Source organism: Pseudomonas sp. GW821-FHT01A09, from assembly GCF_058986725.1.
The window spans coordinates 1-17,773 of the sequence record NZ_JBYSWB010000049.1 but is presented as its reverse complement, the minus strand read 5'-3'; the positions used below and the strand labels follow the sequence as shown (position 1 = coordinate 17,773).

Annotated in this window: 16 protein-coding genes, 1 pseudogene and 1 riboswitch; of the genes and pseudogenes, 9 read left to right on the top strand and 8 right to left on the bottom strand. The window is 63.9% G+C overall.

What is annotated here, in order from left to right; translation table 11 throughout:
- Positions 1-150: pseudogene (locus tag AC3WJP_RS28250) on the top strand (group II intron reverse transcriptase/maturase); the annotation flags it as partial.
- Positions 151-247: 97 nt separating this feature from the next.
- On the opposite strand, the gene cobM reads toward AC3WJP_RS28250, so the two are convergent.
- Positions 248-994 (bottom strand): precorrin-4 C(11)-methyltransferase, encoded by a 747-nt coding sequence (gene cobM, locus AC3WJP_RS28245; RefSeq protein ID WP_493724399.1) that lies wholly within the window; start codon positions 992-994, stop codon positions 248-250.
- Positions 995-1,053: 59 nt separating this feature from the next.
- Complete coding sequence (locus AC3WJP_RS28240; protein WP_493724400.1) at positions 1,054-1,455, bottom strand: cobalamin biosynthesis protein; 402 nt, start codon at positions 1,453-1,455, stop codon at positions 1,054-1,056.
- Positions 1,456-1,786: 331 nt separating this feature from the next.
- Positions 1,787-2,003: riboswitch (cobalamin riboswitch) on the top strand.
- Between the two features lie 96 nt (positions 2,004-2,099).
- Here AC3WJP_RS28240 and cobW point away from each other — a divergent pair.
- The 4 genes from cobW to AC3WJP_RS28220 are packed head-to-tail and all read left to right on the top strand — an operon-like array spanning position 2,100 to position 8,617.
- The gene (gene cobW / locus AC3WJP_RS28235; RefSeq protein WP_493724401.1) at positions 2,100-3,164 is read left to right on the top strand and encodes a cobalamin biosynthesis protein CobW; all 1,065 of its coding nucleotides are present in this window, start codon (positions 2,100-2,102) and stop codon (positions 3,162-3,164) included.
- A 3-nt stretch (positions 3,165-3,167) separates the two neighbouring features.
- Complete coding sequence (gene cobN, locus AC3WJP_RS28230; protein ID WP_493724402.1) at positions 3,168-6,929, top strand: cobaltochelatase subunit CobN; 3,762 nt, start codon at positions 3,168-3,170, stop codon at positions 6,927-6,929.
- 6 nt (positions 6,930-6,935) lie between these two features.
- Positions 6,936-7,955 carry a magnesium chelatase ATPase subunit I gene (locus tag AC3WJP_RS28225; RefSeq protein WP_493724403.1) on the top strand — a complete coding sequence of 340 codons (1,020 nt, stop codon included), beginning with the start codon at positions 6,936-6,938 and terminating at the stop codon, positions 7,953-7,955.
- Positions 7,880-8,617 (top strand): vWA domain-containing protein, encoded by a 738-nt coding sequence (locus tag AC3WJP_RS28220; protein ID WP_493724404.1) that lies wholly within the window; start codon positions 7,880-7,882, stop codon positions 8,615-8,617. The genes AC3WJP_RS28225 and AC3WJP_RS28220 overlap by 76 nt, the downstream gene beginning before the upstream one ends.
- Before the next feature lie 21 nt (positions 8,618-8,638).
- On the opposite strand, the gene AC3WJP_RS28215 is transcribed toward AC3WJP_RS28220, so the two are convergent.
- A complete protein-coding gene (locus tag AC3WJP_RS28215; protein ID WP_493724405.1) occupies positions 8,639-9,331 on the bottom strand; it encodes a DUF421 domain-containing protein in 693 nt (230 codons plus the stop codon).
- Between the two features lie 120 nt (positions 9,332-9,451).
- Entirely contained in the window at positions 9,452-9,718 is a 267-nt protein-coding gene (locus tag AC3WJP_RS28210) for a hypothetical protein (RefSeq protein WP_493724406.1), read from the bottom strand.
- A gap of 316 nt (positions 9,719-10,034) precedes the next feature.
- Here AC3WJP_RS28210 and AC3WJP_RS28205 point away from each other — a divergent pair, with 316 nt between their 5' ends.
- Complete coding sequence (locus AC3WJP_RS28205; RefSeq protein ID WP_493724407.1) at positions 10,035-11,357, top strand: sigma 54-interacting transcriptional regulator; 1,323 nt, start codon at positions 10,035-10,037, stop codon at positions 11,355-11,357.
- On the opposite strand, the gene AC3WJP_RS28200 is transcribed toward AC3WJP_RS28205, so the two are convergent.
- Positions 11,345-11,881 (bottom strand): AAA family ATPase, encoded by a 537-nt coding sequence (locus AC3WJP_RS28200; RefSeq protein ID WP_493724408.1) that lies wholly within the window; start codon positions 11,879-11,881, stop codon positions 11,345-11,347. The two genes, AC3WJP_RS28205 and AC3WJP_RS28200, sit on opposite strands and share 13 nt — an antisense overlap.
- Positions 11,882-12,257: 376 nt before the next feature.
- Between AC3WJP_RS28200 and AC3WJP_RS28195 the strand changes: the two genes are divergently transcribed.
- Positions 12,258-13,088 (top strand): undecaprenyl-diphosphate phosphatase, encoded by an 831-nt coding sequence (locus AC3WJP_RS28195; RefSeq protein WP_493724409.1) that lies wholly within the window; start codon positions 12,258-12,260, stop codon positions 13,086-13,088.
- Between the two features lie 7 nt (positions 13,089-13,095).
- On the opposite strand, the gene AC3WJP_RS28190 is transcribed toward AC3WJP_RS28195, so the two are convergent.
- The gene (locus tag AC3WJP_RS28190; RefSeq protein ID WP_493724414.1) at positions 13,096-13,440 is read right to left on the bottom strand and encodes an MmcQ/YjbR family DNA-binding protein; all 345 of its coding nucleotides are present in this window, start codon (positions 13,438-13,440) and stop codon (positions 13,096-13,098) included.
- Entirely contained in the window at positions 13,440-14,348 is a 909-nt protein-coding gene (locus AC3WJP_RS28185) for a LysR substrate-binding domain-containing protein (RefSeq protein ID WP_493724410.1), read from the bottom strand. The genes AC3WJP_RS28190 and AC3WJP_RS28185 overlap by 1 nt, the downstream gene beginning before the upstream one ends.
- 132 nt (positions 14,349-14,480) lie before the next feature.
- On the opposite strand from AC3WJP_RS28185, the gene AC3WJP_RS28180 reads away from it, so the two are divergent.
- Both AC3WJP_RS28180 and AC3WJP_RS28175 read left to right on the top strand, forming a co-directional pair.
- The gene (locus AC3WJP_RS28180) at positions 14,481-15,089 is read left to right on the top strand and encodes an FMN-dependent NADH-azoreductase (RefSeq protein WP_493724411.1); all 609 of its coding nucleotides are present in this window, start codon (positions 14,481-14,483) and stop codon (positions 15,087-15,089) included.
- A gap of 255 nt (positions 15,090-15,344) precedes the next feature.
- Positions 15,345-16,388 carry an alpha/beta hydrolase family protein gene (locus AC3WJP_RS28175; protein WP_493724412.1) on the top strand — a complete coding sequence of 348 codons (1,044 nt, stop codon included), beginning with the start codon at positions 15,345-15,347 and terminating at the stop codon, positions 16,386-16,388.
- Positions 16,389-16,394: 6 nt separating this feature from the next.
- Here AC3WJP_RS28175 and AC3WJP_RS28170 read toward each other — a convergent pair whose 3' ends face one another.
- The gene (locus tag AC3WJP_RS28170) at positions 16,395-17,588 is read right to left on the bottom strand and encodes an MFS transporter (protein ID WP_493724413.1); all 1,194 of its coding nucleotides are present in this window, start codon (positions 17,586-17,588) and stop codon (positions 16,395-16,397) included.
- Positions 17,589-17,773: the final 185 nt, after the last annotated feature.

The window sequence follows — 17,773 nt, the reverse complement described above, 5'->3', positions numbered from 1 at the left end:
CGAGCGTGGAAGTCGACGGTCAATGGCCGTGGCCCATGGTGGAACTCGGGAGCGCCGCATATGAATCAGGCGTTGCCGAAGAAGCTGTGGGACAGGCTTGGACTGGTCTCGATACTGGATACGATAAACCGGCTTAGCCGCATGGCCTGAACCGCCGTACACGGAACCGTACGTACGGTGGTGTGAGAGGACGGCGGGTGTGAACCCGCCTCCTACTTGATCCTGCCGCACAGGCCGCTGTTCAATCTCAGGGCCGGTAGAGATGCGCGTGGCCCGCTCGGTACAATGCGGACTCGCTGAACAGGTCGTTGCCCAGCACCTGGCCGACCAAGATCAACGCCGTGCGCTTGAAGCCTTTGCTCGCGACTTTCGTCTCGATGTCCGCCAGTGTGCCCAGCACCCAATCCTGATCCGGCCAACTGGCACGGTGAACCACCGCGATGGGGCAGTCGGCGCCATAGTGAGGACGCAGCTCTTCGATGATCTTCGCCAGGTGCTGCACGCCCAGATGGATGGCCATGGTCGAGCGGTGCGCGGCCAGACTCGCCAGCTCTTCACCCAGGGGCATGGGCGATTTGTCGGCATAGCGGGTGAGAATCAGCGTCTGGGAAATATTCGGCAGGGTCAGCTCGGCGCCCAGCAAGGCCGCGCAGGCCGCAGTGGCAGTCACTCCGGGGATGATCTGGTAGGCGATGCCCAGCGCGCGCAGCTGGCGGATCTGCTCGCCGATGGCGCCATACAGGCTCGGATCGCCGGAATGCACGCGGGCGACGTCCAGGCCATTGGCATCGGCGTCGCGCATCGCTTCGACGATCTGCTCCAGGTGCATCTCGGCGCTGTTGAGCACACGATGGGCGCTATGGCCTTCCAATACCGCCGCGGGTACCAAGGAGCCCGCGTAGATGATCACCGGGCACTGGCGAATCAGGCGCTGGCCCTTGACGGTGATGAGGTCTGGATCGCCGGGACCGGCGCCGATGAAAAAAACGGACATGAGAGGCTCGAAGTTGAAAAGGATTCATGTGTGGAAGGGTCACCCCGGCATGATACCTGCTATCGAGCGCTCACTCCCACCAGTGCCAAGGTCGCATCAGCGGTCTTTTGGCGGCTCACGCGCAACTGTGGGTACGCATCTCCGAGCTCTTCGGCCAGCGCCAGAGCGCAGCTTTCGGCCACGCCATGGCAGCCGGTGTGGGCAAAGGAGGTTTCCGATCGGTGGCTCAGCTGTGAGTCATGAACCAGCAGTTCAGTGGCGGTGTAGGTGTAGAAGGGTACGCATAATTGCGCCGCCAACTGCACCAGTCCGGGTTCGTCGGCCTTGCGGTCAAGGCTGGCGATGCCGACCAAGTGGCTGCGATCCAGACCATTGGCGCGAAGGGTTCGATCGAGCAGGGCGTTCAGCACTTCGACCGAGCAGCCCGCGCGGCACCCGAAACCGGCCACTAGCCGGCTCATCGAGCGACCGCTTTGCGGCCAAACAGCCACGCGCCGATCAGGTCCTGTGCCAACAGTCCAGAGAAGCCCAGGGGTCGTGCAGTACGCTTGATCATCCGGGGCGACCTCAAGGGCACGGGGCGGCAGGGCTGGAGGTGGTGTTGCTGATGGACATGGCGGTTCCCTCTGGACTTCAGGGTGGGGGCCGACGTGAACGCCGGTCAAGGGCACCCGAAACGGCTGCACAGCAGACCATGGTGGCTGCTGCGGGTCAATCTCATCGTGCCGGTTCGCGCAGTGTGCAATGGCAGGGAAACCTCGCACCTTCGATTGACCTCGTTCCTCACACTCCGTACCCTTGCTGCACTGAGGTTCCGCCCCTTGCGAGGGTGCGGCTAAGAAGGGAACGCGGTCCAATGCCGCGGCTGCCCCCGCAACTGTAAGCGATGCCCGGTTCGACACTGCCACTGCGCCACGCGCGGGAAGGCGTCGAGCCACTCCAGCCTGGCCCGTTCGCCAGTCGTTGGCACATCGCAAGCCAGGAGACCTGCCTCGAACCGTTTCTCTTAACAACCGGGCGGGGTGATCCGGTGGCGAACGCACCGTGGGCTCAGCGCACCGCGGCCCTCGTCCCGTATGCCCGCCACTCCTGCCAAGGGCATCCGATGAAAACACTGGCCAAACTTCCCGTCACCATCGTCACCGGCTTCCTCGGCTCGGGCAAGACCACCTTGCTGCGGCACATGCTCGACCACGCCCAGGGCCGGCGCATTGCGGTGATCGTCAATGAATTCGGCGAGCTGGGCATCGACGGCGACATCCTCAAGCAGTGCAGCATCGGCTGCAGCGAAGAAGAAGCCAGCGGCCGTGTCTACGAACTGGCCAACGGCTGCCTGTGCTGCACCGTCCAGGAAGAATTCTTCCCGGTGATGCGTGAGCTGGTGGCGCGCCGCGGCGACCTCGACCATATCCTCATCGAAACCAGCGGCCTGGCCTTGCCCAAGCCGTTGGTGCAAGCCTTCCAGTGGCCGGAAATCCGCAACGCCTGCACCGTCGATGCGGTGATCACCGTGGTTGACAGCCCGGCCGTCGCCGCTGGCACCTTCGCGGCCTATCCGGATCAGGTCGACGCCCAGCGCAAACTCGATCCCAACCTGAATCACGAGTCGCCGCTGCACGAACTGTTCGCCGACCAACTGGCCAGTGCCGATCTGGTGATCCTCAACAAGGCCGATCTGATCGATCCGCAGGCGCTGGCCAACGTACGCGCCGAAGTGGCCGAAGAGCTGCCGGCGGCGGTCAAGGTCATCGAGGCCAGCAGCGGTCGCGTGCCGCTGGACGTGTTGCTGGGCCTGGGCGCCGAGTCCGAGGTGCACATCGATGGACGCAAGACGCACCATGACCATCACGACGGTGATGATCACGACGACCATGACCACGATGCCTTCGACTCGATCTCCATCGACCTTCCCGAAGCCGACGAGAGCCTGCTGCTCGACGCCCTGACGCAACTGGTGGTGCAGCACGGCATCCTGCGTATCAAGGGTTTCGCCGCCGTGCCGAACAAGCCGATGCGCTTGTTGATCCAGGGCGTGGGCACGCGCTTCGACAAGCATTTCGACCGCGCCTGGCGCAGTGATGAAGTGCGCGTCACCAAGCTGGTGCTGATCGGTCAGGAGCTCGATGCCGTGGCCCTTGAAGCCCAACTGCGCGCTGCGTTGTCCGCCTGATCCATGCACCTGCTCAGAACCCAGCCCGGCGGTTTCGTCCCGGACGACAGCATTGCCGACCTGGGGCAGACGCCTGCCGAACTGGTGATTCTGTGCAGCGGCGACTCCCACCTGGCGATGCTCGCCGAAGTCGCCCAGCAGTTGCCGGACGACTACCCGACCTTGCGCCTGGCCAACCCCATGCAGGTGCAGAATCACGCCTCGGTCGATCTGTATGTCGATCAGGTGCTGCGCCACGCCAAGGTCATTGTGCTGTCGTTGCACGGCGGTATCGGCTACTGGCGCTACGGCGTCGAGCAACTGCTGACACTCAAGTCCCGCGGCACGCAGTTGATACTGGTGCCGGGGGACGATCGTCCCGACCCTGAACTGAGTGCCCTGAGCAGCGTGCCGGCAGCGGAAGCCGAGCGGCTCTGGCATTTCCTGCGCCAGGGCGGCGTCGGCAATGCGCTGAATCTGTTCCATTGCCTGGCCGAGCGCTGGCTGGGTCGTGCTGGATACAGCTGGCAGGAACCGCAGGCATTGCCGCGCACCGTCATCTATCACCCGCACAAGCCCCAGGCCGAACTGCACGACTGGCGTCAGCAATGGCTGCGTGATGCCCCGGTAGTGCCGATCCTGTTCTATCGCTCCCATCTGCAGGCCGCCAACACGGCGTTCATCGACACCTTCTGCGAGGCACTGCAGGCGGCTGGACTCAATCCGCTGCCCATCGCCGTGGCCAGCCTCAAGGAGCCAGGGTGCCTGAGCGCGGTGGAGGAGTGGCTCGACGAGGTGCAGGCGGCGGTGATCCTCAATACCACCGGTTTCGCCCAGTCGACCCCCGAAGCGCCACATATGCGGCCGTTCCGCCGCAATATCCCGGTGATCCAGGCCATCTGCGCCCAGGACAACGAACCAGCCTGGACTGCCAGCGAACAAGGGTTGGGGTCCCGCGATCTGGCTATGCATATCGCCCTGCCGGAACTGGACGGGCGCATCATCAGCCGGCCCATCAGCTTCAAGGACCTGGCCTGGCGCAGCGAGCGCAGCCAGTCGGACGTGGTCTGCTATCGGCCGCAGCGCGAGCGCATGGATTTCGTCGCCGAACTGGCGCGGCGCTGGGCCGACCTGGCGCGCCTGCCCAATGGGCAAAAGCGCGTGGCCTTGATCCTGGCCAACTACCCGACCCGCGACGGTCGTATCGGTAACGGCGTGGGCCTGGACACGCCCGCGGCGGCGCGCAACATTCTGCTGGCCATGGCCGAACAGGGGTATCCGGTCAGCGACGTTCCCGCTGACGGTACCGCGTTGATTCACGCGCTACTGGGCGGGGTGACCAACGACCCGGATGGCCAGGACCTGCGCCCGTGCCATCAGAGCCTTGCCATGGACGCCTACCTGCAGGCCTTCGCGCGCTTGCCCCAGGCCAATCAGGATGCCGTGCGCGCCCGTTGGGGCGAGCCGACCAGCGACCCGATGTGTCGTAACGGGCGAATGATGGTCGCCGGCCTGCGCCTGGGCTTGACCTTCGTCGGCATCCAGCCGGCGCGCGGCTTTCAGGTCGATCACAGTGCGGTCTATCACGACCCGGACCTGGTGCCGCCCCATGGTTACCTGGCGTTTTACTTCTGGCTGCGCCATGCCTATGGCGCCGATGCGCTGATTCATGTCGGCAAGCACGGCAATCTCGAGTGGTTGCCGGGCAAGGGCGTCGGTCTGTCTGCTGCCTGCTGGCCCGACGCCTTGCTGGGGCCGATGCCGAACATCTATCCCTTTATCGTCAACGATCCCGGGGAGGGCGCTCAAGCCAAGCGCCGCACCCAGGCAGTGATCATCGACCACCTGATGCCGCCGCTGACCCGCGCCGAGAGCTACGGGCCCTTGCGCGATCTGGAATTGCTCGCCGACGAATATTACGAAGCGCAGCTGCTCGACCCACGTCGGGCACTGGAGCTGCAACGGGACATCCTCAGGCTGGTGCGCGAGGCCCATCTGGATCAGGAGCTGGCGCTGGATGCCGACGCTGAGGCGGCGGTCTGGCTGCCGCGGCTTGACACCTATCTGTGTGACCTGAAGGAGTCGCAGATTCGCGACGGCCTGCATATCTTCGGCGAGTCGCCCGCGGGCCGCCTGCGCATCGATACCCTGGCGGCGTTGCTGCGTATCCCTCGCGGCGATGGCCGTGACGGGCGCGGCAGTGTGTTGCGCGCGCTGGCGAAGGGCTTTGACCTGGGCTTCGATCCGCTGGATTGCGACCTCGGTGAAGCCTGGCAGGGGAGCAAGCCCGCCGCGTTGCTGGAGATTAGTGCCGAGCCCTGGCGCACCCATGGCGATACCCGCGAACGGCTCGAATTGTTTGCCCTGCGGCTGATAGAGCAGGCGCTCGATGGCAGCCTCACGCTGCCGGACGCCGGCGCCTGGCAGCCGACCCGGTTGATCGTCGACGAGCTGCTTACCCAGGTGGCCCCGCGCCTCGATGCCTGCGGCGCAGCGGAAATCACCGGCTTGCTCGATGCGCTGGCCGGCCGCTTCGTGCCGGCGGGCCCCAGCGGTGCGCCGAGCCGTGGGCGCCTGGACGTGCTGCCTACCGGGCGCAATTTCTTTTCGGTAGACGTGCGCAATCTGCCCACCACCACGGCCTGGCGTATCGGCTTCGCCTCGGCCAACCTGATCCTGGAGCGGCATTTGCAGGATCACGGCGATCATTTGCGGCAGTTGGGGCTGTCGGTATGGGGTACCGCAACCATGCGTACCGGTGGCGACGATATCGCCCAGGCCATGGCGCTGATGGGCGTGCGGCCGGTTTGGGCCACCGGCAGCCAGCGCGTCGACGATTTCGAGATTCTGCCGTTGAGCCTGCTGGATCGACCCCGTGTGGATGTCACGCTGCGGGTGTCGGGTTTCTTTCGCGATGCCTTTGCCAATCTGATCCGCTTGTTCGACGCCGCGGTGCAGGCCGTGGCGGCGCTGGACGAGCCACAGGATCTCAATCCGCTGGCGGCGCGCGTGCGTGCCGAGCGCCAAGCCCTGCTGGCGCAAGGCTTGAGCAGCGATCAGGCCGAGCGCCAGGCCGGCTGGCGGATCTTCGGTGCCAAGCCGGGTGCCTATGGTGCGGGCGTGCAGGGCGCAGTCGATGAACGTTTGTGGCAAAGCCGTGCGGACCTCGCCGAGGTCTATCTCAACTGGGGCGGCTATGCCTACGGCGCCGCGGATGAAGGCACCCCGGCTCGCCAACAGTTCGCTACGCGTCTGGGGCAGGTGCAGGCGGTTATCCAGAACCAGGACAACCGCGAGCACGACCTGCTCGATTCCAATGACTACTATCAATTCCAGGGCGGCATGCTTGCCGCCGCCGAGACCCTCAGTGGGCGCAACACCGCCAGCTATCACGGCGACCACAGCCAGCCCGACGTGCCGCGTATCCGTACTCTCAAGGAGGAGCTCAACCGCGTGGTGCGCGCGCGGGCGGCCAATCCGAAGTGGATCGAGGGCGTCAAGCGCCATGGCTACAAAGGCGCCTTCGAGCTGGCGGCGACCGTCGACAACCTGTTTGCCTTTGACGCCACCACCCAGTTGATCGACGACCACCAATACGCCCTGCTGGCCGACGCCTACGCGCTGGATGCCGACACCCGCCAGTTCCTCCAGCAGCACAATCCTGCGGCCCTGCGCGATATCACCGAGCGTCTGCTCGAAGCCCAGCAGCGCGGCTTGTGGGAGGAGCCGGGCGAGTACCGCCAGGCGCTGGAAAACCTTTTGCTCGATATTGAAGAAGACGCCTGAATCGCCATGACCCACGACACCGTGCATTTCCCCCTCGCCGCCGTAGTGGCCGCCGATTCGCTGAAGCTGGCGCTGTGCCTGACCGCCATCGATCCGCAGATCGGCGGCGTGTTGATCGAGGGGCCGCGGGGCATGGCCAAGAGCACGGTCGCCCGGGGCCTGGCGGATCTGCTCGGCAGCGGCACCTTCGTGACCCTGCCGCTGGGGGCCACCGAGGACCGTCTGGTAGGCACGCTCGATCTCGATGCCGCGCTCGGTCAGGCTCAGGTGAAATTTTCCCCCGGGGTACTGGCCAAGGCGGACGGCGGCGTGCTGTATGTGGATGAGGTCAATCTGCTGGCCGACCCTCTTGTCGATCTGCTGTTGGACGTTGCTGCCAGTGGGCGCAATCGGGTCGAGCGCGATGGCATCTCCCATGAGCACGCGGCGCGCTTCGTGCTGATTGGCACCATGAATCCGGAAGAAGGCGAGTTGCGCCCGCAGTTGCTGGATCGCTTCGGCCTCAACGTGTTGCTGGACGGGCTGCCGGAACCCGCGCTGCGCGGCGAGATCGTGCGGCGTCGTCTGGCGTTCGACAACGACCCGCAAGGTTTCTGCGCGCAGTGGGCGCAGGCACAGCAGCAGCTGCGTGAACGCTGTGCCAGCGCCCGCCAGGCGTTGGCGGCTATTCCCCTGGATGACGAGGCGCTGAACGAAATCAACCGCCGCTGTTTTGCCGCCGCCGTGGATGGCTTGCGCGCCGATCTGGTGTGGTTGCGCGCCGCCCGGGCGCATGCGGCGTGGCGCGGGGCGACAACGATCACGTCAGTGGATATCGACGCAGTGGCGGAATTCGCGCTGCGTCATCGCCGCCGTGATGGAGAGCCGCCGGCGCCCGCCCAGAGTTCTTCACCGCCTCCACCCGATGCTGCGCCGCAATCCGCGGCGCAGCCATCTCCGGCAGAAGGTCAATGGGGGGCCATGGCAGCGCAACCCGAAGCCATGGGGCCGCGCCGAGAAGTGCCGGTCTGGCCAAAAAAGCCCTGAGCATTCGCCCGGCCAAAGTCCCGGGGGCGGATGGTAAAAGACCCAGGGGCAAGCTGGTGCAAGGTAGTCGTGGCAGGGCACAGCGCGGTCATGGCGAGCAGATCGACTGGGTTGCGACCTTGCGTGCGGGGCGGCCGCAACGCCAGGCCGACCTCCATTGGCAGCAACGTCAGAACCAGCCCGCGCAGCTGTGGTTGATCATCGTCGATGCCTCCGCATCTACGCGCCGTCACGGTGCCTTGAGCCTGGCCAAGGGGTTGCTCGCCGGGGTCTTCGATGATGCCTATCGGCAGCGGGCGCGCCTGGCGCTGCTGACCGCCAGCGGTGCCAGTGCGCAATGGCAGCTTCAGGGTCTGAAGGCGTCGAGGGGGTTGCAACCCTGGCTGACGAACCTCGGAGCTGGCGGCGGTACGCCTTTGCTGCCGGCTCTGCAGCAAGCGCGGCAGTGGTTGCAGCGCCGGCAACTGACCCATCCCCATGAGTTGCAGCGGTGCCTGATCGTGACTGACGGCCGGCTCAAGGAGCGCTCGCCGCAAGCGCCAATGCCATGCCAGGTCTGTCTGATCGATATCGAGCGGGGCGCGATCCGACTCGGCCGCACGCGCGCGTTGGCTGAGCAGTTGGGGGCGCAATACCAGCACATCGATAGTCTTCCCGGATAGATTCCTGGCCCGGTCCCTTGGTCAGGCTGCTCTCGGATTGCTCAGCGCCGGGCTCCACAGCGTGTATTTACAGCGTGGGCATTCCAGCTTCTGTTGCTGAGCCATGCGCTCCAACTGCCCGCAGTGCAGGCATGCATAGAGCCCGGGCCCCTCGGAATGGTCCTCGAGAGGACGGCATATCGGGGGGAGCACCGACAGCCCCGGCCTGACCTCCTGGCGCTCATAAAAATACACGCTCACATCACCGTTGACCTCCAGGATGCCAAGGCGAACCTGGCCCAGGTGCTCGACGCCGTGCAAGCGCAACTCCATGAGGAACTCATCGTGGCTGATATTGCCTTTGTCCAGGGTGTCGATCTCGAAACGACCTTCCTTGATGATGACCAGCGGTTTGCCCTGCAGCCATTCGCCAAAACGACTGCTGCGTTCGGTGAGCCATGTCGTCAGGCGGTACAGGCAGATCATCGCCGCGAACACGGTGATGACCGGCAGGATCGGCACGTCCTCATAGAAGGTCACGTCTCCGGCCGCCGATCCCAGCGTCAGGATCACTACCAGCTCGAACAGCGAGAGTTGCCGCACACCGCGGCGCCCGGCGATTTTCAGGAAGACGAAAACCACCACGTAGGCCATCAGCGTTCGGACGGCGACTTCGGCCAGAAAACCAGGGGTGTTGTCATTCAGCAGCAGGCGGTGCCAGTCGAACGCGCTCATCGATTGCTCGCTAGAGGGAGGGATGAGCTATGGGCAGGCGGGCAGGGATGTTAGTTCCCGCAGGCGCGGGTTGGATGACCGCCCGAGACGGGTGTCAGCGGGCGGCAATACAGGCATTGCTTACTTCGGCATCGACCAGGGCTGCAGCTCGTAGCCTTTATCGCTGAGCTCGGCACGCAGGTCTTGCAGCAGATGGGCCAGCTGTGCCGGATCGCAGTAGGTGCTGCGCGGTACCTGCTTGCGATCGATAGAAGCGCAGGTGCGGTCAACCACGGTCAGGCTCAATTCGCCGTTGCCGTCTTGCGGTGCCCAGGCGACGCATTGGAAAGGTTGAAAAGCGTGGCCGGCGATTAAAAGTGCTTCGTTGACACGGAGCGGGGCGTTCATGGGGGTCGTCTCTCTGGTTGCCCAAGTGGGTATGTGCTTCGCCCTATGGCGATTACCAGTACTGATGCACTGAGAATGCCTGGGAGTCACAACTTGGAAATTAAATATGAATATCGGCGATAACCTTATGACCAACAAATCCCTTCGCGCACTGTGGACGTTGAATAGGAAGGAAAATTCCCGAGGGCGCTGTTGTGCAAATTAAGTTGCGGACAGACGGTAGCCCAAAAGCGTCAAATTAATTGCTATGGTTGCCGACGGGCGCGCCAAATAACTGTTTTCTGGACTAATTCCCGACTGGTGCGCGGGAGATGACATGCTGGAACTGGCACCTACTCGACGCCTGTTGATCGTCGACCCTTGCGATGCCTGCCACAGCCTGTTGCCGGATTTGCGCGCGCACGGCTGGACAGTCGAAACCTGCAGCCTTGGCGCCGCCGGCGATATTCCTTGTGAAGTCGGAATTCTGCGCCTGCGGCCTTTTCATCTCGAGTGGCCGCAGGAAATCCAGGCCCTGATCAGCGGCAGCACGGCGCAGTGGCTGGCGATCGTCGATGCCGATGTGTTGCGCATGCAGGACATCGGCAATTTCGTCTGTGAACTGTTCTTCGAGTTCGTCACTCTGCCCATCGACCTGCGTCTGCTGTTTGGCGCACTCGAGCGCGCAGGAGGCGTTGTCGCACCTGCGCTCGACGATGCAAGCGTCGCGGACCAAGACTGCGATCTGGTGGGCGAGAGCCGAGCCGTACGGGAACTGCGTCGGCTGCTGGGCAAGTTCGCCAGCACCGAGTCGGCAGTGCTGATCCGCGGTGAAAGCGGCACCGGCAAAGAGCGTGCGGCGCGGCGCTTGCACCGTCAGTCCAGTCGCCGCAGCCAGCCTTTCGTGACCTTCTATTGCGCGCCGATGTCGGAGCAGACCCTGCATCGCGAACTGTTCGGCTTCGACCGCGGCACCTTCATCAGCGCCCCCGAAGGCATGCTCGGGCGGCTGGAGCAGGCCCAAGGCGGCACCTTGTTCCTCGACACCGTCGAAGCGCTGCCGCTGGAAATCCAGGCGCGGTTGCTCGCTTGCCTGCAGGAAAAACGCTTCCAGCGGGTTGGCAGTCAGACTGCCCTGGACCTCGACGTACGAGTATTGGCCGCCAGCGCGGCGGACCTGGAATCGGCCGTCGCCCAAGGGCGTTTTCGCGATGATCTGTTCTATCGCCTCAATGTGCTGCAGGTGCAGACCACGCCACTGCGCGAGCGTCACGGCGATCTGGCCATGCTTGCCCAGCATTTCGCCCACCGCTACAGCGAGGAAATCGGCATCGCCGGGCGCGGGTTCAGTGAGGATGCCTTGGTGGCCATGGCCAGGCATCCGTGGCCGGGCAACGTTCGCGAGTTGTCCAATCGCGTGCGCCGCGCGGTGATCCTGGCCGAAGGGCGACATATAGCTGCGGTGGATCTGGGCCTGCAGCACGGCGAGGGCGCCAGTGCCCCCATGGGCACCCTTGAAGAGTACAAGCACCGCGCGGAACGCCAGGCGCTGTGCGATGTGCTCAACCATCACAGCGACAATCTCAGCGCGGCGGCCAAGGTGCTGGGGATTTCACGGCCGACGTTCTATCGGCTCCTGCACAAGCATCAAATGCGCTGATCCGCGCGCAACAGCCGCTCCACGGCGGCGATGGCCGCTGCCTCGCGGTGCGCCCAGGAGCCGCGCAGGGGTAGCCACGGCTGTCGGTGCTCGGACAGCCAGGCTTCGCAGGCATGATGAAAGGCCTGGCGCTGGCCCAGCTCGGGCTGGCAGCGCTGACCGTCCGCGACCCACGGCACGCCTTCGGGTGCGAGCAGCAGGTGCAGATCGTAACGGCGACTCAGCAGTGCCGGCTCCAGCCATGCCGGGCAGTCGTCGAACAGCGCTTGACTCCAGAGGATATTGCTCAGCAAGTGAGTGTCCAGTACCAACAGGGGCGGTTCGATGGCTCGCGCCGCATCCTCTCGCGCTAGTTGCTCGCGGGCGATGACCTCGATGTCGCCGTAATGGGTGTCGCGCTGCTGAGTGTCGATATATTCGCGAACATATTCCCCTAGCACAGTCCCGCCGAAGTGACGCTGCAATCGCGTCGCCAGCATGCTCTTGCCCGATGACTCGGGACCCACCAGCACGACGATTTTCATGACGCTGGCATTTGCCGGCGAGCGATAAACGTCGAAGGGGCAATCGCGGCGGTTTGGTGCGGCGTAAACATGTTCTTTCCCGTGCGTAAAAGCTGGTGATTGTAACCCTTGGCGTGCTAATTAGAGCGGTAAGTCGCCATTAATGGCACTAAGCAATCATTTCGTCGTCTGAGAGCCTGGCCGCTGCCGGATTGGCACGCGCCATGCTTGGTCATATTTCTGACGGTCTCAAATTTACGCTTCAGAAATAGTTGATTTGTTTCACGTTTTTTTTATTGCCGATGATGCACACTGCTTTTGTCCGCAGGTACGCCTTAGGCGCTATGACAACTATTACCGGTCACGCCTCAGGCTGACCTGTCCCGGGGGGGATACGATGGACTTATGGAGTGCCGCACAGGCTGTGATTCTGGGGGTGGTCGAAGGGTTGACCGAATTTCTGCCGATATCCAGTACCGGGCACCAGATTATCGTCGCCGACTTGATCGATTTTGGCGGCGAACGCGCGATGGCGTTCAATATCATCATCCAGCTCGGGGCAATCCTGGCCGTGGTGTGGGAGTTTCGTCGCAAGATACTGGAGATCATCACGGGCCTGCCGACTCAGCGCAACGCCCAGCGTTTTACCCTCAACCTGTTCATCGGCTTTCTGCCAGCGGTGGTGCTGGGCATTATCTTCGCCGACCTCATTCACGAATACCTGTTCAACCCCATCACGGTCGCGGTGGCTCTGGTGCTGGGCGGGTTCGTGATGCTGTGGGCCGAGAAGCGCGAGCACCGGGTACGCGTCGATCACGTCGACGACATGCACTGGACTGACGCACTCAAGGTCGGCTGTGCCCAATGTCTGGCCATGATTCCAGGGACCTCGCGTTCGGGCTCGACCATTATCGGCGGCTTGTTGTTCGGCCTGTCGCGCAAGGCCGCCACGGAGTTTTCGTTCTTCCTGGCGATGCCGACCATGGTGGGCGCCGCGGTGTACTCCGGGTACAAGTACCGTGATCTGTTCCGCGCGGACGACCTGCCGGTGTTCGCCATCGGTTTTGTCGTGGCCTTCATCTTCGCGATGATCGCGGTGCGTGGGTTGCTCAAGTTCATCGCCAACCACAGTTATGCGGTCTTCGCCTGGTACCGGATTGCCTTCGGTATCCTGATCCTGATGACCTGGAAGTTCGGCTGGATCGACTGGTCCAGCGTCACCGCCTGATCACCGATCAGAGCTTGAGGCCGATCTGTCGGCGTTTCGGCAGGCGCTCCACCACCAGTTGGTGCGAGCGCGTCAGCAGGTCCTGCAGCTCTTCGGCGCCCATGGCATAGGGTGCGTTCAGGCTGATCCAGTGGGCGCGGGCCAGATATGGGGCAGGGCGCACACCGGGCCGATCGACGTAGCCGAGGAACAGCTCGCTGGCGACCTTGAACGCGAGGTCGTCGGCGCGCAGGCCGATCACGGCGAACATGCGCGTCTCGGCAATCGAGAACACCCGCACTCCACCCCATTTGTAGTCTTCGCGGGCGCCGGGCAAAGCCAGGCAAAAGGCCGCAATCTCGTCGGTCGTCATCATATATAGCGCTTCGGGCAGCTCTTGAAGGTGTTTTCCAGGTGTTCGAGCCAGGCCTTGACCGCTGGCAGCATGCCGCGTCGGTGAGGGTACACCGCCTGCAGCCAGCCACCTGGCATCGACCACTCGGGCAGCAGGCGGATCAGCGTGCCGTCGTTGAGTTCGGCTTCGCAGTTGAGCATGGGTAAGACGGTGACGCCCAGACCTGCCAGAGTCGCGGCCTTGCGCACGGTAAAGTCCTCGACGCCCAGTCGCGCTTCCAGCACCAGATCGCGTTTGTTGCCTTGAGCGTCCACCATGCGCAGATGCACCTTGCGATCGGGCTCGAGCGCGCCGAGCACCGGGACATTGGCCAGGTCGTCCGGGCTGTCGATGCGGTGGTGTTCGAGGAACGCCGGGGTCGCCACCAGGATGGTCCTGGCTTCGCGCAGGCGGCGGCTGATCAGGTGCGGATCCTCATCCCCCGACTCGCGCACCCGCAGGGCGACATCGAAGCCTTCGGCGATGACATCGACCCGTCGATTGACCAGTACCAGATCGAGCTGCACTCGAGGGTGCGCTGCCAGGAAGTCGCTCACCACCGGTGGCAGGAACTGATGCGCGAGCCCCACCGGGCAGGACACCCGCAAGCGCCCCCGTGGCTCGCTGGACACACTGGCCACCACCTCGTCGGCCATCTCGGCTTCCAGCAGCATCGCCTGGCAATGATGCAGGTAGCGCTCGCCGACGCTGGTCAGTTGCAGATGCCGGGTGGTGCGCTGCAGCAGGCGCGCGTCCAGGCGTTCTTCCAGCTCGGCAATGCGCCGCGACAGGCGTGATTTGGGCACGCCGAGCAACCGCCCGGCCGCCGCGAAGCCGCCGGCTTCCACCACCTTGGCGAAATAATAGAGGTCGTTGAGGTCTTGCATGAAATGCTCACTGTCCTATCAGTGGGACAAACTAACGTATTTTCACTCACTATTCACCTATTGGTGATTTCCGTAGGATGGTCACCATTCTGATCGCCACCGAGCGCGATCCTTCTACAAAGGAGCATGACCATGAAACTTCTGCATATCGATTCCAGCATCCTCGGTGACAACTCCGCATCCCGCCAACTGAGCCAGACTGTGGTTGAAGCCATCAAGGCCGTCACCCCAGGCGCTCAGGTCACCTCGCGTGATCTGGCTACTGACGCACTGAGCCACTTCAGCGCCGCCACCCTGCTGGCAGCCGGCACCCCGGCGCAGAAGCGCGACGCTGCCCAGCAACACGAAGCCGAACTCAACAGCACTGCCCTGAGCGAATTCCTCGCGGCCGACACCGTGGTCATCGGTGCGCCGATGTACAACTTCACCATCCCGACTCAGCTCAAGGCCTGGATCGACCGCATCTGCGTCGCCGGCCAGACCTTCCGTTACACCGAAGCCGGCCCTGAAGGCCTGTGCGGCGGCAAAAAAGTCATCGTCGTCTCCACCGCTGGCGGCATCCACGCCGGTCAAGCGAGCGGCGCCGCGCACGAAGACTACCTGAAGCTGCTGTTCGGCTTCATCGGCGTCACCGACATCCACTTCATCCGCGCCGAAGGCCTGGCCTATGGCGATGAAGCCCGCGGTAAAGCGATCGCCGGTGCTCAGGCGCAGATCGCCAAGGAATTTGCGGCGGCGTAACGCGGCGCAATGACAAACGGCCCATCACCTGCGTGATGGGTTTTTTTTGTCTGGATTATTCACTTATAAGGGGTCCGGCCCTTGTGCTGCGGACCGCTGGTCCGTCGCGCCTGATAAATAATCCTTCACTCAACGCAACTGGCCCACCTTGTGCTTTGTCATAGACTTAAGGCGTCTGAACCGCACACCGCAAGCGCCGAGCGTCCCGTCCATCGGGGCGCAGGCGGCTTCAGGTCTGGCAAGGGAAGGGTGGATGTGATGCGTGTTTGTGCATATGTGTTGGCAATAGTGTTGCTGAGCCTTGTTTCGGTGCAGGCCGAAGCTGTGCCTGCGCCGCGAATGAACTGGAGCGTGGGCTATCACCGGCTGACCTTCACCGACCCTGTCGACCAACAACCGATGCACGCGTTTGCCTTCTATCCTTCCACCGCCCAAGCGCACAGCAGCAAGCTCGATGGCTTTCAGGTCGACGCCAGCGAGGACGCCACCTTCGCGATCGGGCGCTTCCCCTTGCTGGTGTTGTCCCATGGCAATACTGGTACACCGCTGGCCCTGCACGACCTGATCACCTCGATGGTGCGCAAGGGCTTTGTCGTGGTGGCGGTGGTGCATCCGGGCGACAACAACCTCGACCACAGCCGCCTGGGAGCGCTGAGCAATCTGTACGGGCGGCCCATGCAGATTTCCGAAGCCATTACCGAGGCGTTGCAGGACCCGATGCTTTCGCCCTATATCAACCCCCAGGAAGTCGGCGTCATCGGCTATTCCGCAGGGGGCGAGACGGCGTTGATCCTGTCGGGGGCGCGGCCGGAGCTGGATCGCCTGCGCAAGTACTGCGCGGAAAAGCCCGATGACGCCGATGCCTGCTACGCCCGTGGCGAGCTGGTGGCGGACCGCGACGATCTGGCGCCCCACGCCGACTCTCGGGTCCATGCACTGCTGCTGATGGCGCCCTTGAGTTTGATGTTCGGCCGCCAGACGCTGGCCAGCGTGAAGGTACCGACGCTGATCTACGCGGGCGACCACGACAAGCTGGTGGCCTTTGACAAGAACGCCGGCGCCTTGGCGCGCAAGCTCACCAACAATCCGGATTATCGCCTGTTGTCAGGTGCGGGCCATTTCGTCTTCATGGCGCCGTGCAGCGATGAGCAAAAGGCCTCGGCACCCGGTTTGTGCAACGATGCGGAAGGGGTGGACCGAGTCGGTATCCATCATGATCTGATCGATCAGGCCGGGCACTTCTTCGCCGACGCCTTGGGCAAACCGTCCCGCGCCGGCTTGCAGACCGCCGACCAATAAACGCTGTCAATCATCATCGCCGGCGCGACGTTTGTAGAGCTGCGTCAGGCCCAGCCCGATCAAGGCCAGCAGGGCGGCGGCAAAGTAGATCGAAGCGTAGCCGAAGCTGGCGGCCAGTCCGCCCATCAGCGGCCCGGCGATGGCCAGCGACAGGTCGAAGAACACCGCGAAAGCACCTAGCCCGGCCCCTCGGCTGGAAGGTGGTACCTGGTGAATGGCAACCACTCCCAAGGCTGGATACACCAGCGACAGGCCGAAGCCAGTCAAGCTGGCGCCGATCAGCGCGAAAACCGGATTGGGCGCCAGCCACAGGAACACCAGACCGACGACCTCCACACTCATGCAGATGATCGACACGGTGAAACCGCCGAGGTGATTGATGGCGTTGATGAACACCATGCGCGCGATCACGAAGCTGATACCGAAGGCGGTCAGGCAGTACGCCGCGCCGAGCCAGTGCTGCTCGAAGTAATACAGGGTAATGAACGTGGTCAGCGTGCCATAGCCGATGGATGCCAGCGCCAGCATGGCGCCATAGGGGGCAACGCGGGCGAACGCCGACCAGAAGGGCATGCGCTCGCCGCGGGCCACGGTCAGCGACGGCTTGTTGCGGATAAGCCATAGCGCCACACCCGCCAATACCATCAGCACCACACCCAAGGCGTTGAAGCTCAAGGCGCTGACCAGTACCACGCCCAGCGGCGCACCCAGGGCGATGGCGCCGTAGGAGGCGATACCGCTCCAGGAAATCACCCGCGCCGAGTGTTCGGCACCCACCTGGTTGATGCCCCAACTGGTGGTGCCGACGCCGATCAGCCCCTGAGAGGTGCCGAGGATGACCCGGGCCACCAGCAGAATGCCCAGGCTCACGTCCGGGACGGATTGCACCAGGGTGGAAATCAAGGTCAGCAACCCGGCGATGCCGATCCCTGCGAGTCCATAGACGATGGTGCGTTTGGTGCCGAGGCTGTCGGCCATGTGCCCAGCGACCGGGCGGCTCAGCAGGGTGGCGAGGTACTGGATGCCGATGACGAGACCGGCGACGACGGCGCTGAAGCCCAGTTGGTCATGGACATAGCCGGGCAGCACCGCGATCGGCAGGCCGATGCAGAAGAAGGCGATGAAGGTGTAGAAAACGATGGAAACGATCTGCAGAGTGATCGCTCGGGTGTCGGCGGCAGGGCTGGAGACGGCAGGCATGGGCTCGATCGCGGTCAGCGGTAAGAGAGCCTCATCATGGCGTTGTCCGACAAGAAAGAAAAGCACCCTGTCCGGATTAAAGAAAGCACCCATGGCCTGCGGTGTAAGTCTGTAGTGAGGGGGGGGGGGGGGGGGGGGGGGGGGGGGGGGGGGGGGGGGGGGGGGGGGGGGGGGGGGGGGGGGGG